This is a genomic window from Klebsiella sp. HMSC25G12, assembly GCF_001807705.1.
Taxonomy (GTDB): domain Bacteria; phylum Pseudomonadota; class Gammaproteobacteria; order Enterobacterales; family Enterobacteriaceae; genus Klebsiella; species Klebsiella variicola.
Window position 1 is genome coordinate 444909 of sequence record NZ_KV789908.1, and the last position, 25449, is coordinate 470357.

A 25449-nucleotide genomic window follows, 5' to 3' on the forward strand; every position below is an offset into this window, starting at 1 on the left:
TAACATTCACTAGCTTGTGCAACCCTAAATTACTATGACAAACCTTGTTACGCTGGAAAATGTGTCGGTGGCCTTTGGCCAACGCCGCGTGCTGTCTGACATTTCGCTGGCACTCACGCCAGGCAAAATATTAACCCTGCTGGGCCCGAACGGCGCCGGTAAATCGACCCTTGTGCGAGTGGTTCTGGGGCTGGTAGCACCAACAGAGGGTGTCATCAAGCGGGAAGACCGCCTGCGGATTGGCTACGTGCCGCAGAAGCTGCATCTTGACGCCACGCTGCCGCTGACCGTCAGCCGCTTCCTGCGTTTGCGCCCGGGAACCCGCAAAGACGACATCCTGCCGGCACTGAAACGTGTGCAGGCCGGGCATCTGATCGACGCGCCGATGCAAAAACTCTCCGGCGGCGAAACCCAGCGCGTACTGCTGGCCCGCGCCCTGCTCAACCGCCCACAGCTGCTGGTGCTGGATGAACCGACCCAGGGTGTTGACGTCAATGGCCAGGTGGCGCTTTACGATCTTATCGACCAGCTGCGCCATGAACTGGACTGCGCAGTGCTGATGGTATCGCACGACCTGCATCTGGTGATGGCCAAAACCGACGAAGTCCTGTGCCTGAACCAGCATATCTGCTGCTCCGGCGCGCCGGAGGTGGTCTCCATGCATCCGGAGTTTATCTCCATGTTCGGCCCGCGCGGCGCGGAACAGCTGGGGATTTACCGCCACCACCATAATCACCGCCACGACCTTCAGGGGCGAATTGTACTGCGTCGGGGAAACAGCCGCTAATGATTGAACTTCTGTTACCTGGCTGGCTGGCCGGGATGATGCTGGCCTGCGCCGCCGGTCCGCTGGGCTCCTTTGTGGTCTGGCGCCGCATGTCCTATTTTGGCGATACGCTGGCGCATGCGTCGCTGCTCGGCGTCGCTTTCGGCTTATTACTTAACATCAATCCGTTTTATGCGGTGATCGCCGTGACTTTGCTGCTGGCCGGCGGGCTGGTGTGGCTGGAAAAACGCCCCCATCTGGCGATCGATACCCTGCTGGGCATCATGGCGCACAGCGCACTGTCGCTGGGGCTGGTGGTGGTCAGTCTGATGTCTAACGTCCGCGTCGATCTGATGGCGTACCTGTTCGGCGATCTGCTGGCAGTGACGCCGCAGGATTTGATTGCCATCGCCATTGGCGTAGTGATTGTGATTGGTATCCTGCTCTGGCAGTGGCGACCGCTGCTGGCGATGACCATCAGTCCGGATCTGGCGTTTGTCGATGGCGTGAAGCTGCAGCGCGTGAAGTTGCTGTTGATGCTGGTCACCGCTCTGACTATCGGCGTGGCGATGAAGTTCGTCGGCGCGCTGATCATCACTTCCCTGCTGATTATCCCGGCCGCCACCGCCCGCCGTTTTGCCCGCACGCCGGAGCAGATGGCCGCCGTGGCAGTGGGCGTGGGCATGCTGGCCGTTACCGGCGGGTTAACCTTCTCGGCCTTCTACGACACCCCGGCCGGGCCGTCGGTGGTGCTGTGCGCCGCCGTGCTGTTTATTCTCAGCATGACAAAAAAAGCCGCCAGCTGAAAATGAAAAAGCCCGGTCGCGCTGCTGACCGGGCCTCATAATGAACGACACATCCGTCGCGAACTACGGCATTTCCGGCGGCGTGATCCCGAAATGATTCCAGGCGCGCACCGTCGCCATTCTTCCCCGTGGCGTACGCTGCAGAAAACCCTGCTGAATTAAGTAGGGCTCCAGCACATCTTCAATGGTTTCCCGCTCTTCGCCGATCGCGGCGGCGAGGTTATCCAGCCCCACCGGCCCACCAAAGAATTTATCTATCACCGCCAGCAGTAGTTTACGGTCCATATAGTCGAACCCTTCCGCATCGACATTCAGCATATCCAGCGCCTGGGCAGCAATGTCGGCAGAGATGCTGCCGTCGTGGCGCACTTCCGCGAAGTCGCGCACCCGGCGCAGCAGACGGTTGGCAATACGCGGCGTGCCGCGTGAACGACGGGCCACTTCCAGCGCGCCTTCGTCGCTCATCTCCAGCCCCATATGGCGGGCGCTGCGGCTGACGATATGCTGCAGATCGGGTATCTGATAGAACTCCAGGCGCTGCACGATGCCAAAGCGGTCGCGCAGCGGCGAGGTCAATGAACCGGCCCGGGTGGTGGCGCCAATCAGGGTAAACGGCGGCAGATCGATTTTGATGGAGCGCGCCGCCGGACCTTCGCCAATCATAATATCCAGCTGATAGTCTTCCATCGCCGGGTAAAGCACCTCTTCCACCACCGGCGAGAGGCGATGGATCTCATCGATAAACAGCACGTCGTGCGGTTCGAGGTTGGTGAGCATCGCGGCGAGATCGCCCGCTTTCTCCAGCACCGGGCCGGAGGTGGTGCGCAGATTCACCCCCATCTCATTGGCGACAATGTTCGCCAGGGTGGTTTTCCCCAACCCAGGCGGGCCAAAAATCAGCAGGTGATCGAGGGCGTCGCCGCGCAGTTTCGCCGCCTGGATAAAGATCTCCATCTGGGAGCGCACCTGCGGCTGGCCGACATACTCTGCCAGCAATTTTGGGCGGATGGCGCGGTCAACGGCCTCTTCTGCGCCGCTGCTGTCTGCCGATACCAGCCGGTCTGCTTCAATCATCCCTTACCTCACAACGCGGCGCGCAGCGCTTCGCGGATTAGCGTTTCACTGTTGGCGTCCGGACGGGCAATCTTGCTTACCATCCGGCTGGCCTCCTGCGGTTTATAGCCCAGCGCGACCAGCGCGGCAACCGCTTCCTGTTCGGCATCATCTGCCGTCGGGCCTGCCGGCGAGGTCAGCACCAGATCGGCCGCCGGAGTGAACAGGTCGCCGTGCAGCCCTTTGAAGCGGTCTTTCATCTCGACGATCAGGCGTTCTGCGGTTTTTTTGCCAATCCCCGGCAGCTTCACCAGCGAGGCGACTTCTTCCCGCTCAACGGCATTGACGAACTGCTGCGCCGACATGCCGGAGAGGATCGCCAGCGCCAGCTTTGGCCCCACACCGTTGGTTTTAATCAGCTCTTTAAACAGCGTACGTTCCTGTTTGTTGTTAAAACCATACAGCAGCTGGGCATCTTCACGCACCACAAAGTGGGTAAAGACTATCGCCTCCTGACCGGCCTCCGGCAGCTCATAGAAGCAGGTCATTGGCATATGCACTTCATAGCCGACGCCCGCCGTTTCCAGCAACACCAGCGGGGGTTGTTTTTCGAGAATGATGCCTCTGAGTCTGCCTATCACGTGGGGCTCCTGCGTTATGGTCTAAGTATCTGGCGGTATCATAAAAAAAGGCTGGATAGATATCCAGCCTGATTTGCGATTATCGTAAGCGCCCTCGCGCCAGATTGAGCCGGGTCTCGCTGACCTGAGCAACATTCTGGCTGATATGGCAATGGGTGATGGCAATCGCCAGCGCATCCGCCGCATCCGCTTGCGGATTGGCAGGCAGTTTGAGCAAGGTGCGCACCATGTGCTGAACCTGGCTCTTTTCGGCGCTGCCGATCCCGACAACGGTCTGCTTGACCTGACGGGCGGCGTATTCAAACACCGGCAGCGACTGATTGGTCGCTGCAACGATCGCCACTCCCCGCGCCTGCCCAAGCTTTAACGCCGAATCGGCGTTCTTCGCCATAAAGACCTGCTCAATGGCGAAATAGTCGGGCTGAAACTGGGTGATGATTTCCGTCACCCCGGCGTAGATCAGCTTCAGCCGCGACGGCAGATCGTCCACTTTGGTGCGGATGCATCCGCTGCCAAGGTAGCTCAACTGCCGTCCAACCTGGCGGATCACGCCATAACCGGTGACGCGCGACCCCGGGTCAATGCCGAGAATAATAGCCATCACGCGCCTCCGGTTAACCGTGGATGCGACTGCATCACAGGGTGGCCGCGACCTCGTCGGAGATCTCGCCGTTATGGTACACTTCCTGCACGTCGTCGCAGTCTTCCAGCATATCGATCAGACGCAGCAGCTTCGGCGCCGTCTCGGCATCCATATCCGCTTTGGTGGACGGGATCATCGAGACTTCGGCAGCGTCGGCTTTCAGGCCAGCGGCTTCCAGCGCGTCGCGCACAGCACCCATCTCTTCCCACGCGGTGTAGACGTCGATGGCGCCGTCGTCATAGGTCACCACGTCTTCTGCGCCAGCTTCCAGCGCCGCTTCCATAATGGTGTCTTCATCGCCTTTCTCGAAGGAGATGACGCCTTTCTTGCTGAACAGGTAGGACACGGAGCCGTCGGTACCGAGGTTACCACCGGTTTTGGTGAAAGCGTGACGCACTTCCGCAACGGTACGGTTACGGTTGTCGGACAGACATTCCACCATTACCGCGGTACCGCCAGGGCCATAGCCTTCGTAAATGATGGTTTCCATGTTCGCGTCTTCATCACCGCCGACGCCGCGCGCGATGGCGCGGTTCAGGGTGTCGCGCGTCATGTTGTTAGACAGCGCTTTATCAACGGCCGCACGCAGGCGCGGGTTGGAAGCCGGATCGCCGCCGCCCAGACGCGCCGCAGTCACCAGCTCGCGAATGATTTTCGTAAAGATTTTACCGCGTTTAGCATCCTGTGCCGCTTTGCGGTGTTTGGTGTTGGCCCATTTACTATGACCTGCCATAAAAAACTCTCCAAAAAGCGCGCCCTTTCAGGCGGCGTTAATTACAAATTCTTCAATCGCCTGCCGGTTGCTCCACGACTTGGTCAGCGCAGCGGCTTCCGTCGCGCTGACCCAGCGGTAGGCCAGATGTTCGGTGAAGGTAATCTCCCGCTCATGAGGCAGCGCAAGACAGAACCAGAATTCTGTATTGCGCTCTACACCCGGCGCATAGCGATGACGCAAATGAGAAAATATCTCGAACTCCACCGTGCGCTGACAGTCAATTAAGGTCAGTTGCTCGCAGGCAACATCAATGGCGACCTCTTCCTTTACTTCACGCGCGGCGGCCTGCAGCGCGGTCTCTCCTGCTTCCAGGCTGCCGGTCACCGACTGCCAGAACGCGGGATCGTCGCGCCGCTGTAACATCAGCACCCGTTTCGTATCTTCGGCGTAAATCACCACCAGCACCGAAACGGGCAGCTTAAATGACATATTACTTGTTCTCCAGAGACGCTTTCGCCTCTTTCTCCACAACCTGAATACCCAGTTCACCGAGCGCAGCCGGATTGGCGAAGCTTGGCGCTTCGGTCATCAGACAGGCCGCGGCGGTGGTTTTCGGGAAGGCGATAACGTCGCGGATGTTATCGGTACCGGTCAGCAGCATGGTCAGACGGTCAAGACCGAACGCCAGACCCGCGTGCGGCGGCGTACCGTATTTCAGCGCATCCAGCAGGAAGCCGAATTTTTCACGCTGCTCTTGTTCATTAATGCCCAGAATACCAAATACGGTCTGCTGCATGTCGCCACGGTGAATACGTACAGAACCGCCGCCGACTTCATAACCGTTAATGACCATATCATAGGCGTTCGCTACGGCCTCTTCCGGCGCAGCTTTCAGCTCGTTCGCGGTCATATCTTTTGGCGAAGTGAACGGATGGTGCATCGCCGTCAGGCCGCCTTCGCCGTCGTCTTCGAACATCGGGAAGTCGATCACCCACAGCGGCGCCCATTTGCTCTCGTCAGTCAGGCTCAGGTCTTTACCGAGCTTCAGACGCAGCGCGCCCAGCGCGTCCGCCACCACTTTCTTGTTGTCGGCGCCGAAGAAGATCATATCGCCGTCCTGCGCGCCGGTGCGTTCGAGGATCGCTTCCACGATCTCAGCGGTGAGGAATTTCGCCACCGGGCTGTTGATCCCGTCCATGCCTTTCGCACGCTCGGTCACTTTAATATAGGCCAGCCCCTTCGCGCCGTAGATCTTCACAAAGTTGCCGTATTCGTCAATCAGCTTGCGGGTCAGAGAGGCACCGCCCGGGACGCGCAGGGCCGCCACGCGCCCTTTCGGATCGTTGGCCGGGCCGGCAAAGACCGCGAATTCCACGGACTTCAGCAGGTCGGCGACGTCCACCAGCTCCATCGGGTTACGCAGATCCGGTTTATCGGAGCCATAACGACGTTCGGCTTCGGCGAAGGTCATGATCGGGAAATCACCCAGGTCGACGCCTTTAATTTCCAGCCACAGCTGACGCACCATTGCTTCCATGATCTCACGCACCTGCGGCGCGGTCATAAAGGAGGTTTCCACGTCGATCTGGGTAAATTCAGGCTGACGGTCGGCACGCAGGTCTTCATCGCGGAAACATTTAACGATCTGATAATAGCGATCGAACCCGGACATCATCAGCAGCTGTTTGAACAGCTGCGGGGACTGCGGCAGCGCGTAGAATTTGCCTTTATGCACGCGGGAAGGCACGAGGTAATCGCGAGCGCCTTCCGGGGTGGCTTTGGTCAGCATCGGAGTTTCGATGTCGAGGAAGCCATGGTCGTCCATAAAGCGGCGCACAAAGCTGGTGATTTTCGCGCGGGTTTTCAGACGCTGCGCCATTTCCGGACGACGCAGGTCGAGGTAGCGGTATTTCAGACGCGCTTCTTCGGTGTTGACGTGATTGGAGTCCAGCGGCAGCGATTCTGAGCGGTTAATGATCGTCAGATCGGAGGCCAGCACTTCGATGGCGCCGGTGGCCATGTCCGCGTTGATGTTTTTCTCTTCACGCGCGCGGACGGTGCCAGTGACCTGAATGCAGAACTCATTACGCAGTTCAGAGGCTAATTTCAACGCATCCGCACGATCCGGGTCGAAAAACACCTGAACGATGCCTTCGCGGTCGCGCATATCGATAAAAATGAGGCTACCGAGATCGCGACGGCGGTTGACCCAACCACACAGAGTCACCTGCTGCCCAACGTGGGACTGTCGAAGCTGTCCGCAATATTCTGTACGCATGAGATATCCCTTAACTTAGCCGTCGGCGGATTGTCGTCTGCCCTGCAGGCGACGAGGTCGCAGCTTTAGCTGATGTCACAACTGAATGAAAAAAGGCGGCTATTATACTGGAAATTCTGTCGTTCGATAAGTCCGACGCACGATGTACGCTGCTTTGCTGCGCGCTTAACGTCTACACTCACATAAATTAACAATATTTGTTACCCTTTTGCTGAAGCCGCGCAGGTATTGTAGCCGCCTGACAACAGAAGAAGATACGGGGATACCATGTTAGAACTCAATGCAAAAAAAACGGCGCTGGTGGTGATCGATCTGCAGGAAGGCATTCTGCCTTTTGCCGGCGGACCACATCGGGCTGACGAGGTGGTGGCGCGTGCCGCTCGCCTGGCAGACAAGTGTCGACAACAGGGTTCACCGGTCATCATGGTCCGCGTCGGCTGGTCGGCCGATTTCGCCGAAGCGCTGAAACAGCCTGTCGACGCTCAGGCCGGGGCGCATACGCTGCCTGAAAACTGGTGGACCTACCCGGCCACGCTGGGTAAGCAGGAGAGCGATATCGAAGTGACCAAACGCCAGTGGGGCGCGTTCTATGGCACCGACCTTGAGCTTCAGCTGCGCCGCCGCGGTATCGACACCATTATTCTCTGCGGTATCTCCACCAACATCGGCGTCGAATCCACCGCCCGCAACGCCTGGGAGCTGGGTTTTAACCTGGTCATCGCTGAAGATGCCTGCAGCGCCGCCTCCGCCGAGCAGCATCAGGGCAGCATGACGCATATTTTCCCGCGCATCGGTCGGGTGCGCAGCACCGAGGAGATCCTCGCCGCGCTATGATTTATATTGGGCTTCCCCAGTGGTCGCACCCGAAATGGGTGCGCCTTGGCATCACCAGCCTTGAAGAGTACGCCCGCCACTTCAATTGCGTGGAGGGTAACACCACCCTGTATGCGCTACCGAAGCCGGAGATTGTCACCCGCTGGTATGAACAAACCCATGATGACTTCCGCTTCTGCTTTAAATTCCCGGCCACCATCTCGCACCAGGCCGCCCTGCGTCATTGCGACGATTTAAGCAGTGAATTTTTTGCCCGCCTGGCGCCGCTGGCCTCGCGCATCGGCCAGTACTGGCTGCAGCTGCCGGCGACCTTCGGTCCTCGCGATCTCCCCGCGCTATGGCATTTTCTCGACGGGCTGCCGAAGGATTTCACCTACGGCGTCGAGGTTCGTCACCCCGAATTCTTCGCCAAAGGCGAAGCGGAACAGCAGCTCAACCGCGGGCTGCACGAGCGCAACGTTAACCGCGTGATCCTCGATAGCCGCCCGGTCCACAGCGCTGCGGCCACCAGTCCGGCGATGATCGACGCGCAGAAAAAGAAACCCAAAGTGCCGGTACATGCGGTGATGACCGCCCGGCAGCCGATGGTACGCTTTATCGGCGGTGACGACATGGCCCACAACCGGGAACTGTTTCGCGTCTGGCTGCAGACCCTGCCGAAGTGGCATCAGTCTGGCACCCCGTGGCTGTTCCTGCATACCCCAGACATTGCTTACGCGCCGACGCTGGTCGATACGCTGTGGAGCGATCTGCGCACCGCCCTGCCGGCGGCAGGAAATGCGCCGTCGATTCCGCAGCAATCCTCCCTTTTCTGATATCCTGCTATCATAATCGGAGCCATCTGCCAGAGTTAAAGGGAGTTTTCGTATGGTCAGCGCGCTGTATGCCGTTTTAGGTGCGTTATTGTTAGTGAAGTTCTCGTTCGACGTGGTGCGGTTACGCACCCAATACCATGTAGGCTACGGTGACGGCGGCTTTAGCGAGCTACAGGTCGCCATCCGCGTTCACGGTAATGCCGTCGAATATGTGCCGATTGGCCTCATTTTGCTGTTATTTATGGAGATGAACGGCGCCCAGACCTGGATGGTGCACGTTTGCGGCATTTTATTGATTGTCGGGCGACTGATGCACTCCTGGGGTTTTCATCACCGCGTCTACCACTGGCGCCGCTCCGGCATGAGCGCCACCTGGTGCGCCTTGTTGCTGATGGTGCTGGCCAACCTCTGGTATATGCCCTGGGAGTTGGTTTTCTCCCTCCGTTAGCGCACAATACGCCGTTTTCGTTTTTTCGGGTTTAACGTTATGTCTCACCGCGATACGCTTTTTTCCGCGCCGATTGCCAGCCTCGGCGACTGGACCTTTGATGAACGGGTTGCTGAAGTCTTCCCGGATATGATCCAGCGCTCTGTGCCCGGCTATTCCAATATCATCTCGATGATCGGCATGCTGGCCGAGCGCTTCGTTCAGCCCAACACCCAGGTTTACGATCTTGGCTGTTCGCTGGGCGCCGCCACCCTCTCTGTGCGCCGCAATATTAGTCATCCGGGCTGTCGCATTATCGCCATCGACAACTCTCCCGCGATGGTAGAGCGCTGCCGTCGCCATATTGACGCCTATAAAGCGCCGACGCCGGTCGAGGTCATTGAAGGGGATATCCGCGATGTGGCCATTGAAAACGCCTCGCTGGTGATCCTGAACTTTACCATTCAGTTCCTTGAGCCGGGCGATCGCCAGGCGATCCTCAATAAAGTCTATCAGGGGCTTAATCCGGGCGGCGCGCTGGTGCTCTCGGAGAAATTCAGCTTCGAAGACGCCCACGTCGGCGAGCTGCTGTTCAATATGCATCATGATTTTAAACGCGCGAACGGCTACAGCGAGCTGGAGATCAGCCAGAAACGCAGCATGCTGGAAAATGTGATGCTGACGGACTCCGTGGAAACCCATAAAGCCCGCCTGCGTCAGGCTGGGTTTGAACATGCCGAACTGTGGTTCCAGTGCTTTAACTTTGGCTCGCTGGTGGCAGTAAAATCCGGGGAGCAGGCATGATCGACTTCAGTAATTTCTATCAGCTGATCGCCAAAAGCCCGCTATCTCACTGGCTGGAAACCTTGCCAGCTCAGGTAGCCGCCTGGCAGCGCGAGGCCCTGCACGGCAAGTTTCGCGAATGGGAGCGCGCCGTTGAGTTTCTTCCGGAATTAACGCCGTGGCGTCTGGATCTCCTGCACAGCGTCACCGCCGAGAGCGAAACGCCGCTCAGCGAAGGTCATCAGCTGCGGGTAGAAAACCTGCTTAAAAACCTGATGCCGTGGCGCAAAGGGCCTTATTCGCTGTACGGCATTAATATCGATACCGAATGGCGTTCCGACTGGAAATGGGAGCGCGTCCTGCCGCACCTGTCCGATCTTACCGGGCGGACTATCCTCGACGTGGGCTGCGGCAGCGGCTATCACATGTGGCGAATGATCGGCGCCGGCGCGCATCTGGCGGTCGGCATCGATCCCACCCAGCTGTTCCTGTGCCAGTTTGAAGCGGTGCGTAAGCTGCTCGGCAACGACCAGCGGGCGCATCTCCTGCCGCTGGGCATCGAGCAGCTGCCGGCGCTGGAGGCCTTCGACACCGTGTTCTCGATGGGCGTGCTCTACCACCGCCGCTCGCCGCTGGACCATCTGTGGCAGCTGAAAGATCAGCTGGCGCCGGGAGGCGAGCTGGTGCTGGAGACGCTGGTGGTCGAAGGGGATGAAAATACGGTGCTGGTTCCGGGCGACCGCTATGCGCAGATGCGCAACGTCTATTTTATTCCCTCGGCGGCGGCCCTGAAAATGTGGCTGGAGAAGTGCGGGTTTATCGATGTGCGCATCGTCGATGCCTGCGTCACCTCGACCGATGAGCAGCGGCGCACCGAATGGATGACCAGTGAATCGCTGGCCGATTTCCTCGACCCGCAGGATCAGCGCAAAACCGTGGAGGGGTATCCGGCTCCGCTGCGCGCGGTGATTATCGCCACCAAACCGGAAACGCAGCAGTCGCTGGCAAAAAAAGCGAGATAAAAAAAGGCCCCTGTTTAATGGGCAGGGGCCTGGTACGGGCAATCATCATATTGGGCGACATGATGTGCAGCAAAAAACCGTTTAACTTCTCCAGGCGGAGATAATCCCTTTCATCTCCGCCACCGCTTCGCCATTGACGGCGTAGCGCCTGTATTCGTCCGCATCGGGATCGGCTGACATCGAAACGCCTGGATGACGAAAGCGCATGTCCGATGGCAACCACTGGCCTGCAGAGCTATGAACCTCTTTCACCCCCGCCTGCAGCAACAGCGGCAGGTTCGCGGCGCGCACTCCCGCACCGGCCATAATGATTGGAGTATCCCCTGCGGCAATAAGTTCCGTAATTAATGAAATACCTTTCTCCGCCGAGGATTGCTGACCGGAAGTCAGGATACGTTTAACCCCCAGCTCACCCAGCGTCTTCCAGGCCTGACGCGGGTCGGCACACAGATCGAACGCGCGATGAAAGGTCACCGCCAGCGGCCCGGCCGCGGCCATTATTTTTTTCATCCGCGGGATATCGACCTGGCCATCGGCATTCAGTACGCCGGTCACCAGCCCGGGAAAACCGAGCTCCCGCACCATGCGGATATCGCTAAGCATCGCGGCGAACTCCTCTTCGGTGTAGCAGAAATCGCCGCCGCGCGGGCGAACGATCGGATGCACCGGGAGGGTAATCGCCTCGCGGACCGAGACCAGCACCCCATAAGAGGGTGTTAATCCCCCTTCCTGCGGCGCGGCGCAGAGTTCAATACGATCGGCGCCGCAGCGCTCAGCCTCCCGAGCGCACGCCATGCTGTAGCAACACACTTCCAGTACCGCCATTCCTCTCTCCCTGATCCAGACAACCTTTGCAGCATGTCATGATTTCACGCGGCAGACGCCGCGCGGCTTCACACTGTTACGTATCGGCTTGCTCGCTGGCGACGATTTGTTCAATCGACCACGGATGAAATTTCACCGTCACGCTGCCGTCGGTCACCGCCAGGGTGGGATTCGGCAGACGCTCATGCTGCCCTTTCGGCGAGCTGGTTTTGACGACGATCCCCGGCTGGCTGAGTCCGTCATCGGCCAGCAGCGCCAGCGCGCGGGCATTTAAGGTTGCCGGATCGCCAGGCAGGACAATTTCAATATGCTCCCAGCCTTCATGGGGATAACGCTTTTCACCCGGCCACGGCAGCTCAATGATATGGAAGCGCCAGTGCGCCACGCAGACCGGCTCCGCCAGTTTAAACAGACAGATAGGCCGGCCGTTGATCATATTCTCCGACAGCAGGGTTCCGCACTGTTCCAGACCGCGGCGCCAGCGTTCCGCAGTGGTATTCTGATGACAGCGCAGGGAGATATGGTCGGCGTCGAGCCCGGCGATCTCCAGTCCCAGTCGCGCAGTGAAGCGCTGAAGCGCATCGGAAAATCGCGGGAGATCCGCCGTAATATCGGCCAGTTGTTCAATTTGCTGCCAGTTTGCCATGGGTTTGCTCGTCAATGATGCTCGTCAGTAATGAAAAGGTAATTTACCGTGTTTCGGTCTGCGGACCAACCGCCGCCCTGCTGATGGGCAACTGAACGGCGATGGATTGCGCACGCCGCCGCGCCGCGCGCAATGCTGACGGACGGGGACAAATGCAGTATACTCCCGCCCTAATTTGTCCACATTATGGCGCTGCCTCCCTCGGGGGCAGGCGCATTACACGTAAGGTATTCCGGTGAATATTCAGGCTCTTCTCTCAGAAAAAGTCAGCCAGGCCCTGATCGCGGCAGGCGCGCCTGCCGATTGCGAACCTCAGGTCCGCCAGTCAGCAAAAGTTCAGTTCGGTGACTATCAGGCCAACGGCGTGATGGCTGTCGCCAAAAAACTGGGCATGGCGCCGCGACAACTTGCAGAGCAGGTACTGTCTCATCTTGACCTCAACGGCATTGCCAACAAGGTTGAAATCGCCGGGCCGGGCTTTATCAATATTTTCCTCGATCCTGCTTTTCTGGCGGACAACGTCAACCGCGCGCTGCAGTCTGAGCGCCTGGGCGTCACGAAACCGCAGGCGCAGACTATCGTCGTCGACTACTCGGCACCCAACGTAGCGAAAGAGATGCACGTTGGCCATCTGCGTTCGACCATCATTGGCGATGCTTCAGTCCGTACCCTGGAGTTCCTGGGTCATAAGGTGATCCGCGCCAACCACGTCGGCGACTGGGGCACCCAGTTCGGTATGCTGATCGCGTATCTGGAAAAACAGCAGCAGGAAAACGCCGGTGAGATGGCCCTGGCCGACCTCGAAGGTTTCTATCGCGAAGCGAAAAAGCACTACGACGAAGACGAAGCCTTCGCCGAGCGCGCACGTAGCTACGTGGTTAAACTGCAGGGCGGCGATCAGTACTTCCTGCAGATGTGGCGTAAGCTGGTCGACATCACCATGTCGCAAAACCAGATCACCTACGATCGCCTGAATGTGACGCTGACCCGCGATGACGTAATGGGTGAGAGCCTGTACAACCCGATGCTGCCGGGGATCGTCGCCGATCTGAAAGCCAAAGGGCTGGCCGTCGAGAGCGAAGGCGCCACCGTGGTGTTCCTTGATGAGTATAAAAACAAGGAAGGCGAACCGATGGGCGTCATCATCCAGAAAAAAGATGGCGGCTACCTTTACACCACCACCGATATCGCCTGCGCGAAGTATCGCTATGAAACGCTGCACGCCGACCGCGTGCTCTATTACATCGACTCTCGTCAGCACCAGCACCTGATGCAGGCGTGGACCATCGTGCGTAAAGCAGGCTACGTGCCGGACTCTGTGCCGCTGGAGCACCATATGTTCGGTATGATGCTGGGGAAAGACGGCAAGCCGTTTAAAACCCGCGCCGGCGGTACCGTGAAGCTGGCCGATCTGCTGGACGAAGCGCTGGAGCGCGCCCGTCGCCTGGTAGCGGAGAAAAACCCGGACATGTCGGCTGACGAGCTGGAAAATCTGGCGAAAGTGGTCGGTATCGGCGCGGTGAAATATGCCGATCTGTCGAAAAACCGCACCACCGATTACGTTTTTGACTGGGATAATATGCTGGCGTTCGAAGGCAACACCGCGCCGTATATGCAGTATGCCTATACCCGCGTGCTCTCCGTCTTCCGCAAAGCCGGCATCGACGAAAACGCGATGAACGACGCGCCGGTGGTCATCGCCGAAGATCGCGAAGCCCAGCTGGCCGCGCGCCTGTTGCAGTTTGAAGAGACCCTCTCCGTGGTCGCTCGCGAAGGGACGCCGCACGTGATGTGCGCCTACCTGTACGATCTGGCGGGGCTATTCTCCGGCTTCTACGAGCATTGCCCGATCCTCAGCGCGGAAAGCGAAGAGACCCGCAACAGCCGCCTGAAGCTGGCGCTGCTGACGGCGAAAACCCTCAAGCTGGGTCTCGATACCCTGGGTATCGAAACCGTAGAGCGTATGTAACAAACAACCCGGCGAAAGCCGGGTTAGTTTTATTCGGCGCCCCGTCAGCGGGGCCCCTGCTCAGAAATACTTGCGCAGATACTCCGTCAGACAAAGGATCGCCATCGCCTGGCCATAGGGCATCGAGGTAAGCGGGATCTGGCGATAAAAATCAAGGTCTGCCCCCATTCCGGTGCCAAACGAGGTCTGCAGCAGCTCCCCCTGCGGCGAAATATTCTGCACAATCCCGCGAATCGCTTTTTCAGCCACCCCGGCATAGTGCTGCCCGACGTAACGCTTGCGCACCGCTTTGAGAATGCCGTAGGCAAAGCCGGCGGTCGCGGAGGCCTCAGGATAAGAGTGCGGATCGTCCAGCAGGGTATGCCACAGGCCGCTGTCGTCCTGGCATTTTGCTAAGGCGGCAATCTGTGCGTCGAGTACCGTCATCAGATAACGCCGTACCGCGTTCCCCTCGGGGAGATCCACCAGCTCCAGAAAGTCCGGGATCACCATGGTGAGCCAGCTGTTGCCCCGCGCCCAGCGCGCCCGGGCAAAGTTGTGCCGCCCCTCATAACTCCAGCCGTGAAACCACAGCCCGGTCTCCCGGTCCATCAGGTTCTGCACATGGAGCAGGAACTGATAGGTCGCCTCCTCCACATACTGCGGGCGATTAAGCAGCTTGCCAATTTTGGCTAACGGCAGCACGGTCATCATCAGCGTGTCATCCCACATTTGCTGATGGTTCTCCTCCGCCAGGGTCATGTGCTGCATGCCGCCCTGCTCGGTGCGCGGCATCTCATGCATCGCCCACTCCGCCCAGCTCTCCAGCCACGGCACATACGCCATCCGGCCGGTCTCTTCAAAGCGGTATGCCAGGGTCAGGAACGGGGCCATCGTATTGACGTTTTTGGTCGTTGCCCCCTCGGCGAAGCGGTCGGCAAACCAGCGGTCGATGATATCGCGCATCTCGATATCGCCGGTTTGCTGATAATACTGATAGATGCCGTACAGCCCAACGCCGTGGGTCCACTCCCAGCCGGCCCAGCCTTTGGTATCGATCACGCGCCCGTCATCGAGGCGCAGTAAAAATTGCCCGCTCTCATCCTTAATGTTCACCAGGTTTTGCGTCACGTTGCGGATCAGTGCCTGCAGTTCGCTGCGGGCGATAAAACGCTCAGGCTGACACAGTAATGGGCTATGTTTGACTGGCCAAACTTTCATGTTGTTAACCTCGGGTGTATGTCGAATTTAAAGCGCCGCCCTGGGTGAGCCCCGGGGCAGCAGGTTTATGACGATTCAGATAGCCAATATTGTTATTGCCCCACAGGCAGTCGTAAGGCATCCCCGCCAGCATCTCGACCACCGCGCGGTGTTCTGCAATGGTCTGTTCCGGCTGGGCACTGCCGAGATCGCGCATTCTGAGGGTTTCACTGCGCAGGATGCTGTGGGTGTGCAGGTTGAGCTTGAAGCGTAGCGAGACGAGGAAGCCGCAGGCTAACACCACCAGAGTGCCGACGCTGAGGATCAGCAAAATGGTATGACTCACCCCTGGCGGTTGTATTTTTTGCCCGGAGACAAACCCCGACAGCTGCATGATGATGCCCACCAGCATGACCGCCCCCGCCTGCGAGGCTTTGCGGGTCAGCGTCATGATGCCGGCAAAAATTCCTTCGCGGCGCTGGCCGGTGATCGCCTCGTCGACGTCGGCAATATAGGTGTAGGTATTCCACGGTACGTAGTTAATCCCGCCGCGTCCCAGTCCGGCGACAGCAGAGATGAGCAGCAGTAAGGAATAGACGTCGCTCAGTCCGGCGTAATAGAGCAGCGCATACGAGAGCGAGCTCAGGCCAAACAGGACCACCACCATGCGGTAGGACGGCGCCGGGCCAAAGCGAATGCACAACGGGATCATGGCGATCACCGCAATAAACTGGAAGATGGCCATCGTCCCGAGCAGATTCGAGGCGACAGAGGCTTCCTGCATCAGGACAAAGACCACGTAGTAGGTAAACACGGCATTGAAGACGTCCTGGGCGATATAGCCCCCCAGATACATGCCGAGGTGCTGGCGGAAAATTTTTATCCGCAGCGTGGAGCTTAGCTCAATCACCAGGCGATTGAGGCTCTGAGCGAGGGTTAAGTTTTGTTTTTCCGCTTCCGCCCGCAGCGCCGCCTCTGACCACGCCTCACGCGGCCGTTCCCACGTGAAGCACCAGACGAAGGTCAGCATCACCGCACACAGGACCGAGAACACCAGACTGGCATAAAAGAATGAGCTGGCATTGTTTTTCCCGAGCCAGGTGAGGAGGATCCCCGGCAGAAAGGAGGCTAAAATCGCCGACATTTGCGCCATCGAGATGCGCGCGCCAGAAAATTTGGTTTTCTGTTTAAAGTCATCAGTCATCTCTGGCACCAGCGTTTCGTAGGGCACCAGAATCATGGTGTAAACCATATCAAACAGCAGATAGGTGACGAGGTAGTACCAGAAGCCCATCTCGCCGACCCACATCGCTGAATAGCTGAATACGCACGGAATGCCGAGCAGAATAAAGAATTTTCTGCGGCCGAAGCGCTTTCCGAGCCAGGTGGTGCCGAAGTTATCGGTGAGAAAGCCCATCAGCGGGCTCACCACCGCATCCAGCACGCGGGCAGCAGCAAAAATAAGCGTGGCCTCAATTGGGGTCAGTCCGCAGAAGGTCGTGTAAAAGTAGAGTAGCCATGCGGCAGTTAGCGCTGTCGTGCCGGCGCCGAGAAAATCGCCCGCGCCGTAGGCCAGGTAGTTAGCCAGTCCAATTTTTCGTGTTTTCATCGCCGTGATCCTGTGTCTTTTATTAAAAGAACGCCGACAATCGTTCCGGATTTGCCACCGGAAGGGAGTGGGTACCTGGCTACACTAAAAGCAGTGAAACGACGTTACCTTTGTGTTTTTGCCACGGAACAACCGCCGGTGGCAAAATGACAAAGAGACGATGTCTCTACTTCACTCATTTATAAAACAGCATTTCTTTTAAATAAAAAGGCAGGTTCATTTATGTGATCTTGTGAGGAAAACACGGACTGGCGAAGAGCGTCGCAAATCACGGGAGCAACCCTTGCGCCGCTGGGGAAACAGGAGTAAAGAAAGAAGGGTTATTCCGCGTATCTCAAGGAGGCCAGATGCCTTATTCACATCTGCTGGTTGCCGTCGCGCCAACGCCGGAAAGTCAGATATTAATTAAAAAAGCGGTGTCGATTGCCCGCCCCGTTAACGCGAAAGTGAGCTTTATCACCTTCGCCACGGATCCGGAAATGTATAACCAGTTCGCCGCACCGATGATGGAAAATCTGCGTGAGCTGATGCAGGAAGAAACGCGGGAGTTTCTCAATGAGCTGGCTCGTCAGGCGGACTACCCGATAGAAAAAATGACCATCGCCTGCGGCGAACTGGGTCACCATGTCAAAGACTTTTGCCAGTCGCACAAGGTTGATCTGGTGATCTGCGGCAATCACAACCACTCGCTTTTCTCGCGCGCCACCTGCTCGGCGAAAAATATCGTCGGCAGTAGCGGCGTCGATGTTCTGCTGGTTTCCCTTGAAAAGGGCTAACGCCGGTTAGCCCTTTTCCTGAACTAGGCCAGTTTAGGGAAGGTGGCTATCTTCCCCCGCAGGCGGCTCTCCTCGCTGCGCGGCGAAATATGCTGCAGATCGTCGACAAAACGCGCCTGCCAGTTATGAATATCATTCTCTCTGATCACGTCCAGCATCGCGGAATGACGGGCGATACGTTCCGCCAGCGGCATGCTGAGAGCACGATCCAGCGCGGTGGCAACCTCATCGCGATCGTAAGGGTTGACGATCAGCGCGCTGGTCAGCTCCTGCGCCGCCCCGGCAAACTGCGACAGCACCAGCACCCCGGGGTTATCCGGATCCTGCGCCGCGACGTATTCTTTCGCCACCAGGTTCATGCCATCACGCAGCGGCGTCACCAGCCCGACGTCAGAGTAGCGGAAGACCTTCATCAGCAGCTTACGGTCAAAATGCTGGTTCAGGTAGTAGAGCGGGGTCCAGCCAAGCTGGCCAAACTGGCCATTGATGCGTCCGGCTGCAGTTTCCAGCTGGTGACGAATATCCTGATAGGCCTGTACATCGCCACGGGAAGTGGGCGCGATCTGGGTATAACGGATCTTGCCATGATGTTGAGGGTACTTCTCAAGCAGCGTCTCATAGGCGAGGAATCGCTCCGGCAACCCTTTCGAGTAGTCAAGCCGCTCCACGGAGAAGATATTCTTCACATTTTTCAGCTCATTCTTCAGCTGAGCCAGCTTCGGCGGCAGCGGGCCTTTGGCGTTGCGCGTAATTTCGTCCGGATCGATCCCAATCGGATAAACCTCGGTACTGAACGCCTTACCCCATGCCTGATAGCGTTTGTCCCCGAGATCGGAGAGTCGGGTCTGCATGGCAATGCTGTCAAGAAAGGCGGTTCTGTCGCTTTCGGTCTGGAAGCCCAGCAGATCGTAATCGCACAGTTGCTCCAGCAGCTCGGCATGCGGCGGTAGCGCGTTAAAAATCTCCGGCGTCGGGAATGGAATATGCAAAAAGAAGCCGATCCGGTTGTTCACTCCGCGCTTACGCAGTTCACTGGCGAAAGGCAGCAGATGGTAATCATGGATCCACAGCGTATCGTCTGGCTCGATCAGCGGCAGAAGCTTGTCCGCCAGCATCGCGTTGACCCGCAGATATCCCTCCCAGGCTTCGCGCTGGAAGCTGACCAGGTCAAGACGATAGTGGAAGGCCGGCCACAGCACGGCGTTGGAAAACTGGTTGTAATATTCATCATGGTCCCGTTCATTCAGGTTGAACGACGCCCAGGAGATATTTCCGCGGGAGACCTGCTTCAGCGGCTGCTGGTCATCGCCAATTTCGCCGCTCCAGCCAAACCACAGACCCCCCGCCGCTTTCAGTGCCCCCAGGATGCCGACGGCCAGACCGCCAGCGCTCGATTTTTTATCGTCCGGTAAGGCGATACGGTTAGAGACTACGACTAAACGACTCATGGTCATCCCTCCTTTCGGTTTGCGCGTCATACGCCAGATGTTGCAACCACGTCCTTACAGCGGCGGCATCCGCCAACCGCCAGTGCGCCTGAGTTTCCCCGGCGCCGACTTTTACCGACATTCCCTGCAGTTGATTAACCACGCTAAATCCCGCCTCATCGGTCAAATCATCGCCGACAAAAACCGGTTCGCGGCCGGCAAACGGCGCCTCCTGCATGAAGGCGCTGATCGCCTCCCCTTTGTTCACTCCACGGGGTTTAATCTCCACCACGCATTTACCCAGCTGCAATGCCAGCAGCGGGTAGCGCTGAACGATGCGCTGAGCCAGCTCCAGTACTGCGCTCTGCTGCTGCGGAGCCTGGCGGTAGTGCAGCGCGAAGGCCATCTCTTTACTCTCCAGCTCGCAGCCGGGGAGCCCCTGCAGCGCCGAGGTCAGCTCAGTCGCGATTTCATCGCGCAGCGCCGACGGCAGAGAAACGATATAGGTTTTACCATTGATATCACGGCGTTCTGCCCCGTGAACGCCGGCCAGCGGTAGCCGCCAGGGATGGGTTAGCGCGTCAAGTTCAGCCATTGAGCGCCCTGAAATCAATGCCACCGCCCCACCCTGCTGCTGGGCCAGCGCGTTGAGCGCCTGCAGCGTGTTGTCGGGTATCACCACCTGATCGGGGTGCGGTTGGATATCGGCAAGAGTACCGTCGAGGTCAAAGAAAAAAGCGTAGTTTCCGGTTAGCGCAGGCGGTACAGATATCTGGTTATCCACCCTGTTTCCTCCTTATCATGGCCAGCCGAAGCTGGTTGTTAATTATATGTTAGCCATGTAAGTATAGACAGTGTGACCAACCTCGCCATTTTTGATAGTTACCGCCAGCGAAACGGGCGCTGGCGGTAATTACTCTGTAGACTTAAAAGTTATGCCTGAAATCAGGCCGCGCGTTTGGCTTTTTGTTTGTAGCGGTCAAAAATCACCGCCGCCAGCAGGATCACACCGCGCACGACGTATTGTGAGAAAGGCGAGATGTTCAGCAGGTTCATCGCGTTCTCCACGGTCCCGAGGATCAGGATCCCGGCGACCACGTAGGAGATCTTGCCGATCCCGCCCTTCAGCGATACCCCGCCCAGCACGCAGGCTGAAATAACAATCAGCTCATAGCCAATCGAGGTCATCGGCTGGCCGCTGGTCATCCGCGACGCCAGAATGATCCCCGCGGCGGCCGATACCAGACCGGAGAGCACAAAGATAATAATCTTGGTGCGCACCACCGGGACCCCGGCCAGACGCGCCGCCTCTTCATTGCCGCCAATAGCCAGCGTATTACGGCCAAAGGTGGTTTTGTTTAGTAATAATCCGAAAACCACCAGGCAGGCGACCGTCAGCCAGATTGGCGCCGGCAGACCAAACCAGTTGGCGTAGCCGAGAGTGAAGAAGCGCTCATCTTCGATCCCCACCGCTTTCCCGTCGGAGATAATGTAGGCCAGGCCCCGGACGATTTGCATCGTCGCGAGGGTGGTGATCAGGGCGTTAATCTTCAGGCGCGCAATGACAAAGCCGTTGACCAGACCACTGACCGCGCCCAGCAGCAGGCCGGCGGCAATCCCCAGCCACAGGCTTTCGCTCAGGTTAATCACCACTGCGGTAGTGACCCCGGCACAGGCGATAACCGACGCCACCGACAGGTCAAAATCGCCGGAGGCCAGGCAGAAGAGCATGCCGCAGGCCACCATTCCGGACATCGAGATCGCCAGCCCCAGCCCCTTCATATTGACGAATGAGGCAAAGTTGGGCACAAAAATTACGCAGCCGATAAACAGCACAGCAAACACCACCAGCATGCCAAACTGATCCCAAATGCGGGCAAAGCTAAAGGCAGAGCGGGTAGCGCCAGACGTAGTCACAGATGACATCATTTACTCCTTACTCAGGCGACAGCCTGACTCACTTTTGGCATCGCAAGGCTTAACGCCTGCTGTTCATTGGCTTCTTCATGCAGCAGTTCGCCGGCGATTTGCCCTTCGCGCATCACCACGATGCGGTCAGCGACGCCCAGCACTTCCGGCAGGTCGCTGGAGGCAAACACCACGGCAACACCTGAGGCGGCGAGGCCATATATCACGTTGTAAATTTCATGTTTGGCGCCGACGTCGATGCCGCGGGTGGGCTCATCGAGCAGGATCACCTTCATCTCTTCCGACAGCCAGCGGCCAAGGATTGCTTTCTGCTGGTTGCCGCCCGACAGGTTCATGATCAGCTGTTCCGGGCCCGGCGTTTTAATGTTCAGCGACTGGATATGCTGATCGGCATTGTCTGCCTCCCAGGCGTTGTTGATCAGGCAGCCAGCGTGAATATGCTTGCGCCGGGCGCTGATATTGATATTGTCGCGTACGGAGTGAACCGGAATAATCCCCTCCGCTTTGCGATCTTCCGGGCACAGCATCATCCCGGCCTGGATGGCCTGGGCCGGTTTACGAATGTCCACGGGCTGGCCATCGATATATACCTGACCGTCGGTGATCCGGGTGCCGCCAAATAAGCCTTTCATCAGTTCGCTGCGACCGGCGCCCACCAGCCCGAACAGGCCGACGATTTCGCCACTGCGTACCGAGAGGCTGACCGGCGTACGCACGCCCGGTGCTTTGACCTCCTCCAGACGCAGCCGCTCTTCGCCATAGGGGCGAGGTTTCCAGCCGTATATATCGCCCAGATTGCGCCCCACCATCGCCTGAACCAGGGCGTCATGACTGACACTCGGCATATCGTCAAAGGTGCAGACATAGCGGCCATCCTTAAAGACGGTGATGGCATCGCTGAGGGCAAAAATTTCTTCCATCCGGTGCGAAACATAGATGATGACTCGCCCCTCCTCCCGCAGTTCGCGGATAACGCGAAACAGATTGTCGATCTCCCGGGCGGAGAGCGAACTGGTCGGTTCATCGAAAGCGATGATCTTGGCATTGCGCGCCAGCGCTTTGGCAATCTCCACCATCTGCCACTGGCCTATAGAGAGATACTTCAGCGGCGTCTCCGGATCGATATCCAGCCCCAGATGTTCCAGCTGCAGGCGGGCCTCATAGTTGAGCAACGATCGGTTGACGATACCGCCTCTGTGCGGTAGCTGGCCAAGATAGATATTTTCAGCGACGGTCATCTCCGGGATCAGATGCAGCTCCTGGTAGATAATCGCCACGCCGGCGTTCAGCGCCTCCATGGTATTGCTGAATGCCATCTGCTGGCCGCCGATCTGCAGGTGGCCAGCGGTCGGAATATAGTTGCCGCTGAGAATTTTCAGCAGCGTCGATTTGCCTGCGCCATTTTCACCCATCAGCGCGTGGATCTGTCCGGGGTAGCAGTCAAAACTGATATCGGACAAGGCCTTTACGCCAGGGAACGTCATGGTGATGCCGCGAAATGAGAGATAAGGGGTAGACTGTTGCATAACGACTCCGCTCTTCAGCACTCAGCCCCCGCCGCGGCGGGGGCCAGTTCAACCAGGCTGTTACAGCCCTTTTTTCGCCAGCTCTTCTTTGAAGTTATCGCGGGTAATCAGCACCACATCGGTCACCGCCGTGAACTTCGGCGGCTCAACGCCCTTAGTGACCCAGTTGTAGAGCATTTCGCTGGTTTTATAGCCATGAATATCCGGGCTTGGCAGCAGGGAACCATAGAAGCCGGTCGGTTGCGCCTTCGACAGTTCGTTGACCGCATCCACACCGTTGATGCCGATGCCAATCATATCCGGTGCTTTAAAGCCCTGGCCTTCAGTGGCACGCACGCCGCCGAGCACGGTGTTGTCGTTCATCCCCACGATCAGCCAGTGTTTCACCTGCGGGTGCTGGACCAGCATGGAGTTACCGGCGTCAAACGCCCCCGGGATATCGTTAGATTTTGTCGGCACGCGGTAGATTTGCGCGTCCGGGAAGCCGGCTGCCTTCAGGGCATCGATGGAGCCGGTGGTGCGACGACGGGCGGTGTCCAGCTCATCGGCGGTGATAGCCATCACCGCGGTGTCTTTAACATCCCAGCCGCGTTTTTGCATCTCTTTATAGAGTTCCTGCCCCTGGCGGGCGCCGATTTCGCTGGCCGCCATCATCACCAGCGGTACGCTCTCCATCGGTTTGCCTTTCGCATTGACGAACTGGTCATCGACGGTAATGACCTTCATGTCATAGCCACGCGCTTTGGCGACAATCGCCGACCCGAGCTTGGGATCGGGGGTACAGATGACAAAGCCCTTCGCGCCGCTGGCTGCCAGGCTGTCGATTGCGTTGAGGGTTTTCTCACCATCCGGAACCGCAATTTTAATGACGTCAAACCCTAAATCTTTTCCTGCTTTATCAGCAAATTTCCACTCAGTCTGGAACCATGGCTCTTCCGGCTGCTTCACCAGAAAACCCAGTTTCAAATTTTCCGCCATAGCTGATTGTGACATAACCGCAGCGAGACCAATGGCCGCCAGCGCTTTAGTAAATTTGTGCATGGTAAACTCCAGCTTTAATTCGCTTTCATGTAGGGAAAAATCGGAATTAACAATTTTATCGGCATCAAAACAAGGCATTAGAAAAATCGCATTCCCCACTGCCGTTGTTAGAGTAGTAATACCCGGAAATTATTTCTCCATACGAGAGCATTATCACATCGCGGAATTACAGTAATTGCGTACATACATTTAGCAAAAAATGACATAAAAAATGACACAATTGTCATACAATTTTACCGGGCTATAGCAGGATCATCTATACCACCAGCAGACTTATCCTTGTGATGTCAGAGGATGTTTAACAGAGGGTTACAGCGCTGTTATCCCCGGCGATTGCCAGCCTCGTAAAGGGCGTTTGCCTCTGTACCTCATCAGTGACAACAGCCCCGCATCGCCGGGCGACCGGGACCGCTTAATATCGCGAAAAAACGGATCTTTTCCGTAATTAATACCGAATTGAAAAAATATTCCGCTTCAAATAAAAGCCTGCAACAAAAAATAAAAATAATGATCATTAGCCAGAAACATTACGCTTGAAATAACTTATTCCGCTCTGTTCTACGACAAATTTCGTAGTCAAATACCTATAACTTATCACTAACGCGATGCCAGCAAGCCCCGGCCAACGGCGCATGATTTCAGTCCAGATACCCTCTAAAAATAATGGTGTAACAAAACGTAAATTACCGCAATTGAGAGTTTTCTTAATTCCGTTGAGCGAGTATTCTTAAATCGTCGGCAAATGGAAAAAAATACCCGACTCATACGGAATGTGTAGAGTTTTATTATTCTGCAACAGTGCCGCGTGTCACTATTTTATCTTGTGGTTATCCGCAGGATCTGTCGACACGCATCAGTAACCCCTTCCCGGTTAATAAGGATATTTTTTTATGGCAGTTCCAGGAATGGCACAAAAGCTAAACACCCAGATGAATCTTGAGTTTCACGCCTCTAACGTTTACCTGAACTTAAGCGAGTGGTGCGCCCGTCATCGCTTCGACGGCGCCGCGACATTTTTGCGCACCCGCGCGCAAAGCAGCATTACCCTCACCATGCGCGTATTTGACTATCTGAAAAAAGCCGGCAGCTGGCCGATAGTGAATCCCGACCGCGCCTGTAATCCCGAATGCACCTCGCTGGAAGATCTGTTTACCCAAACCCTGAACGATTACCAACAGCGAAGCAGTATGCTGAGCGGTCTTGCCGAAGAAGCCAGGGCACAAAGCGACGACAACACCTGGCGATTTCTGACGCTGCTGGCGGAAGAGCAGCAACAGGATGGTCTGCTGTTGCAAAGCGTGCTTGAGGAAATCCGCAATGCCGATAAAGCTGGTCTCGGAATGGAGCAGACCGATCGGCGTCTGATGGCATTGGTCGGAGAACCACGGAAGCCGCATTAGTCAGCCATTTTCGCTCTGTCAGGGGGAGCGTGCCCACGCTGCCCCGTCTCTCGCTTTAAATCAGTTATGTCAATTTTTCCACCTCATTTATTCCCCAATAGAATAAAAAAGTTTTAACGCGATCGCATTCCCTCGTCACCGTTACCCCTTCTCAGGGATTAGTGAGCGCGGTCACTTTTTATCAAGCCACAAAGAAATATAAAAACAGTGTTTCAAAAATATAAAACACGAGGTTTATTTTTTATGGCTAGATACACGGCTTCAGCTCCTGAAGGGCTGCAGGGAAGACCGATCTTGTTACGCCATCAGTTAGGGAAGGTGCGAACAAGTTCCTGATAT

Annotated in this window: 25 protein-coding genes and 1 pseudogene; 10 read left to right on the forward strand and 16 right to left on the reverse strand. The window is 57.2% G+C overall.

The window, feature by feature from the left end:
• Window positions 1-67: 67 nt before the first annotated feature.
• Window positions 68-787, forward strand: coding sequence for a zinc ABC transporter ATP-binding protein ZnuC (gene znuC, locus HMPREF3096_RS20720; RefSeq protein ID WP_229531798.1), 720 nt, complete (start codon window positions 68-70; stop codon window positions 785-787).
• Window positions 787-1572 (forward strand): zinc ABC transporter permease subunit ZnuB, encoded by a 786-nt coding sequence (gene znuB / locus HMPREF3096_RS20725; RefSeq protein ID WP_008804249.1) that lies wholly within the window; start codon window positions 787-789, stop codon window positions 1570-1572. Before znuC ends, znuB begins: the two co-directional genes overlap by 1 nt.
• A 63-nt stretch (window positions 1573-1635) precedes the next feature.
• Here the strand turns inward: znuB and ruvB are convergent, their stop codons facing one another.
• From ruvB to aspS, 6 genes are all read right to left on the reverse strand, one after another.
• Complete coding sequence (gene ruvB, locus HMPREF3096_RS20730; RefSeq protein ID WP_012541250.1) at window positions 1636-2646, reverse strand: Holliday junction branch migration DNA helicase RuvB; 1011 nt, start codon at window positions 2644-2646, stop codon at window positions 1636-1638.
• An 8-nt stretch (window positions 2647-2654) separates the two neighbouring features.
• A complete protein-coding gene (ruvA, locus tag HMPREF3096_RS20735; RefSeq protein WP_002911454.1) occupies window positions 2655-3266 on the reverse strand; it encodes a Holliday junction branch migration protein RuvA in 612 nt (203 codons plus the stop codon).
• 79 nt (window positions 3267-3345) lie between these two features.
• Window positions 3346-3867, reverse strand: coding sequence for a crossover junction endodeoxyribonuclease RuvC (gene ruvC / locus HMPREF3096_RS20740; protein WP_008804247.1), 522 nt, complete (start codon window positions 3865-3867; stop codon window positions 3346-3348).
• 34 nt (window positions 3868-3901) lie between these two features.
• Entirely contained in the window at window positions 3902-4642 is a 741-nt protein-coding gene (locus HMPREF3096_RS20745) for a YebC/PmpR family DNA-binding transcriptional regulator (RefSeq protein ID WP_002911459.1), read from the reverse strand.
• 27 nt (window positions 4643-4669) lie between these two features.
• Window positions 4670-5113, reverse strand: a complete 444-nt coding sequence (gene nudB, locus HMPREF3096_RS20750) for a dihydroneopterin triphosphate diphosphatase (protein ID WP_002911477.1) — start codon at window positions 5111-5113, stop codon at window positions 4670-4672.
• 1 nt (window position 5114) lies between these two features.
• Window positions 5115-6902, reverse strand: coding sequence for an aspartate--tRNA ligase (gene aspS, locus HMPREF3096_RS20755; protein ID WP_008804246.1), 1788 nt, complete (start codon window positions 6900-6902; stop codon window positions 5115-5117).
• A 267-nt stretch (window positions 6903-7169) separates the two neighbouring features.
• On the opposite strand from aspS, the gene HMPREF3096_RS20760 reads away from it, so the two are divergent.
• Genes HMPREF3096_RS20760 through cmoB form a run of 5 tightly spaced genes read left to right on the forward strand, consistent with a single transcriptional unit; the run spans window position 7170 to window position 10783 of the window.
• On the forward strand, window positions 7170-7736 hold the full coding sequence (locus HMPREF3096_RS20760; RefSeq protein WP_008804245.1) for a hydrolase: 567 nt from the start codon (window positions 7170-7172) through the stop codon (window positions 7734-7736).
• Window positions 7733-8551, forward strand: a complete 819-nt coding sequence (locus HMPREF3096_RS20765; RefSeq protein WP_012967677.1) for a DUF72 domain-containing protein — start codon at window positions 7733-7735, stop codon at window positions 8549-8551. Before HMPREF3096_RS20760 ends, HMPREF3096_RS20765 begins: the two co-directional genes overlap by 4 nt.
• Before the next feature lie 52 nt (window positions 8552-8603).
• Window positions 8604-8999 carry an MAPEG family protein gene (locus HMPREF3096_RS20770; RefSeq protein WP_008804243.1) on the forward strand — a complete coding sequence of 132 codons (396 nt, stop codon included), beginning with the start codon at window positions 8604-8606 and terminating at the stop codon, window positions 8997-8999.
• 39 nt (window positions 9000-9038) lie between these two features.
• The gene (gene cmoA / locus HMPREF3096_RS20775) at window positions 9039-9782 is read left to right on the forward strand and encodes a carboxy-S-adenosyl-L-methionine synthase CmoA (RefSeq protein WP_008804242.1); all 744 of its coding nucleotides are present in this window, start codon (window positions 9039-9041) and stop codon (window positions 9780-9782) included.
• Window positions 9779-10783, forward strand: a complete 1005-nt coding sequence (gene cmoB, locus HMPREF3096_RS20780) for a tRNA 5-methoxyuridine(34)/uridine 5-oxyacetic acid(34) synthase CmoB (protein ID WP_008804241.1) — start codon at window positions 9779-9781, stop codon at window positions 10781-10783. Before cmoA ends, cmoB begins: the two co-directional genes overlap by 4 nt.
• 81 nt (window positions 10784-10864) lie before the next feature.
• On the opposite strand, the gene cutC is transcribed toward cmoB, so the two are convergent.
• Window positions 10865-11608, reverse strand: a complete 744-nt coding sequence (cutC, locus tag HMPREF3096_RS20785; protein WP_064176189.1) for a copper homeostasis protein CutC — start codon at window positions 11606-11608, stop codon at window positions 10865-10867.
• A gap of 76 nt (window positions 11609-11684) precedes the next feature.
• Window positions 11685-12254: a VOC family protein gene (locus HMPREF3096_RS20790; protein ID WP_008804239.1), complete on the reverse strand. Its 570-nt coding sequence runs from the start codon at window positions 12252-12254 to the stop codon at window positions 11685-11687.
• A gap of 235 nt (window positions 12255-12489) precedes the next feature.
• Between HMPREF3096_RS20790 and argS the strand changes: the two genes are divergently transcribed.
• Window positions 12490-14223, forward strand: a complete 1734-nt coding sequence (argS, locus tag HMPREF3096_RS20795; RefSeq protein WP_012541245.1) for an arginine--tRNA ligase — start codon at window positions 12490-12492, stop codon at window positions 14221-14223.
• 60 nt (window positions 14224-14283) lie between these two features.
• Here argS and HMPREF3096_RS20800 read toward each other — a convergent pair whose 3' ends face one another.
• Complete coding sequence (locus HMPREF3096_RS20800) at window positions 14284-15423, reverse strand: beta-galactosidase BglB (protein ID WP_070544570.1); 1140 nt, start codon at window positions 15421-15423, stop codon at window positions 14284-14286.
• Window positions 15424-15427: 4 nt separating this feature from the next.
• Window positions 15428-17011, reverse strand: coding sequence for an MFS transporter (locus HMPREF3096_RS20805; protein ID WP_023322901.1), 1584 nt, complete (start codon window positions 17009-17011; stop codon window positions 15428-15430).
• Between the two features lie 347 nt (window positions 17012-17358).
• On the opposite strand from HMPREF3096_RS20805, the gene uspC reads away from it, so the two are divergent.
• Window positions 17359-17787, forward strand: coding sequence for a universal stress protein UspC (gene uspC / locus HMPREF3096_RS20810; protein ID WP_008804235.1), 429 nt, complete (start codon window positions 17359-17361; stop codon window positions 17785-17787).
• A 23-nt stretch (window positions 17788-17810) separates the two neighbouring features.
• Here uspC and otsA read toward each other — a convergent pair whose 3' ends face one another.
• The 5 genes from otsA to HMPREF3096_RS20835 form a co-directional block, all read right to left on the reverse strand.
• Entirely contained in the window at window positions 17811-19235 is a 1425-nt protein-coding gene (otsA, locus tag HMPREF3096_RS20815; RefSeq protein WP_008804234.1) for an alpha,alpha-trehalose-phosphate synthase, read from the reverse strand.
• A complete protein-coding gene (gene otsB / locus HMPREF3096_RS20820; protein WP_008804233.1) occupies window positions 19210-19998 on the reverse strand; it encodes a trehalose-phosphatase in 789 nt (262 codons plus the stop codon). Before otsB ends, otsA begins: the two co-directional genes overlap by 26 nt.
• Window positions 19999-20159: 161 nt before the next feature.
• Window positions 20160-21140: an L-arabinose ABC transporter permease AraH gene (gene araH / locus HMPREF3096_RS20825; RefSeq protein ID WP_004203438.1), complete on the reverse strand. Its 981-nt coding sequence runs from the start codon at window positions 21138-21140 to the stop codon at window positions 20160-20162.
• Between the two features lie 14 nt (window positions 21141-21154).
• Entirely contained in the window at window positions 21155-22669 is a 1515-nt protein-coding gene (araG, locus tag HMPREF3096_RS20830; RefSeq protein WP_008804232.1) for an L-arabinose ABC transporter ATP-binding protein AraG, read from the reverse strand.
• A gap of 60 nt (window positions 22670-22729) precedes the next feature.
• The gene (locus HMPREF3096_RS20835) at window positions 22730-23710 is read right to left on the reverse strand and encodes an arabinose ABC transporter substrate-binding protein (RefSeq protein WP_070544575.1); all 981 of its coding nucleotides are present in this window, start codon (window positions 23708-23710) and stop codon (window positions 22730-22732) included.
• 890 nt (window positions 23711-24600) lie between these two features.
• On the opposite strand from HMPREF3096_RS20835, the gene HMPREF3096_RS20840 reads away from it, so the two are divergent.
• Entirely contained in the window at window positions 24601-25110 is a 510-nt protein-coding gene (locus HMPREF3096_RS20840; RefSeq protein ID WP_012541238.1) for a non-heme ferritin-like protein, read from the forward strand.
• 64 nt (window positions 25111-25174) lie between these two features.
• On the opposite strand, the pseudogene HMPREF3096_RS31930 reads toward HMPREF3096_RS20840, so the two are convergent.
• A pseudogene (locus HMPREF3096_RS31930) lies at window positions 25175-25339 on the reverse strand (succinate dehydrogenase).
• Window positions 25340-25449: the final 110 nt, after the last annotated feature.

Excerpts from the sequence above, each read along its gene's own strand:
- znuB (WP_008804249.1), top strand. The coding sequence starts at position 787 with ATGATTGAACTTCTGTTACCTGGCTGGCTGGCCGGGATGATGCTGGCC.
- ruvB (WP_012541250.1), bottom strand. The coding sequence starts at position 2,646 with ATGATTGAAGCAGACCGGCTGGTATCGGCAGACAGCAGCGGCGCAGAA.
- ruvC (WP_008804247.1), bottom strand. The coding sequence starts at position 3,867 with ATGGCTATTATTCTCGGCATTGACCCGGGGTCGCGCGTCACCGGTTAT.
- HMPREF3096_RS20745 (WP_002911459.1), bottom strand. The coding sequence starts at position 4,642 with ATGGCAGGTCATAGTAAATGGGCCAACACCAAACACCGCAAAGCGGCA.
- nudB (WP_002911477.1), bottom strand. The coding sequence starts at position 5,113 with ATGTCATTTAAGCTGCCCGTTTCGGTGCTGGTGGTGATTTACGCCGAA.
- aspS (WP_008804246.1), bottom strand. The coding sequence starts at position 6,902 with ATGCGTACAGAATATTGCGGACAGCTTCGACAGTCCCACGTTGGGCAG.
- HMPREF3096_RS20760 (WP_008804245.1), top strand. The coding sequence starts at position 7,170 with ATGTTAGAACTCAATGCAAAAAAAACGGCGCTGGTGGTGATCGATCTG.
- HMPREF3096_RS20765 (WP_012967677.1), top strand. The coding sequence starts at position 7,733 with ATGATTTATATTGGGCTTCCCCAGTGGTCGCACCCGAAATGGGTGCGC.
- HMPREF3096_RS20770 (WP_008804243.1), top strand. The coding sequence starts at position 8,604 with ATGGTCAGCGCGCTGTATGCCGTTTTAGGTGCGTTATTGTTAGTGAAG.
- cmoA (WP_008804242.1), top strand. The coding sequence starts at position 9,039 with ATGTCTCACCGCGATACGCTTTTTTCCGCGCCGATTGCCAGCCTCGGC.
- cmoB (WP_008804241.1), top strand. The coding sequence starts at position 9,779 with ATGATCGACTTCAGTAATTTCTATCAGCTGATCGCCAAAAGCCCGCTA.
- cutC (WP_064176189.1), bottom strand. The coding sequence starts at position 11,608 with ATGGCGGTACTGGAAGTGTGTTGCTACAGCATGGCGTGCGCTCGGGAG.
- HMPREF3096_RS20790 (WP_008804239.1), bottom strand. The coding sequence starts at position 12,254 with ATGGCAAACTGGCAGCAAATTGAACAACTGGCCGATATTACGGCGGAT.
- HMPREF3096_RS20800 (WP_070544570.1), bottom strand. The coding sequence starts at position 15,423 with ATGAAAGTTTGGCCAGTCAAACATAGCCCATTACTGTGTCAGCCTGAG.
- HMPREF3096_RS20805 (WP_023322901.1), bottom strand. The coding sequence starts at position 17,011 with ATGAAAACACGAAAAATTGGACTGGCTAACTACCTGGCCTACGGCGCG.
- uspC (WP_008804235.1), top strand. The coding sequence starts at position 17,359 with ATGCCTTATTCACATCTGCTGGTTGCCGTCGCGCCAACGCCGGAAAGT.
- otsA (WP_008804234.1), bottom strand. The coding sequence starts at position 19,235 with ATGAGTCGTTTAGTCGTAGTCTCTAACCGTATCGCCTTACCGGACGAT.
- araH (WP_004203438.1), bottom strand. The coding sequence starts at position 21,140 with ATGTCATCTGTGACTACGTCTGGCGCTACCCGCTCTGCCTTTAGCTTT.
- araG (WP_008804232.1), bottom strand. The coding sequence starts at position 22,669 with ATGCAACAGTCTACCCCTTATCTCTCATTTCGCGGCATCACCATGACG.
- HMPREF3096_RS20835 (WP_070544575.1), bottom strand. The coding sequence starts at position 23,710 with ATGCACAAATTTACTAAAGCGCTGGCGGCCATTGGTCTCGCTGCGGTT.
- HMPREF3096_RS20840 (WP_012541238.1), top strand. The coding sequence starts at position 24,601 with ATGGCAGTTCCAGGAATGGCACAAAAGCTAAACACCCAGATGAATCTT.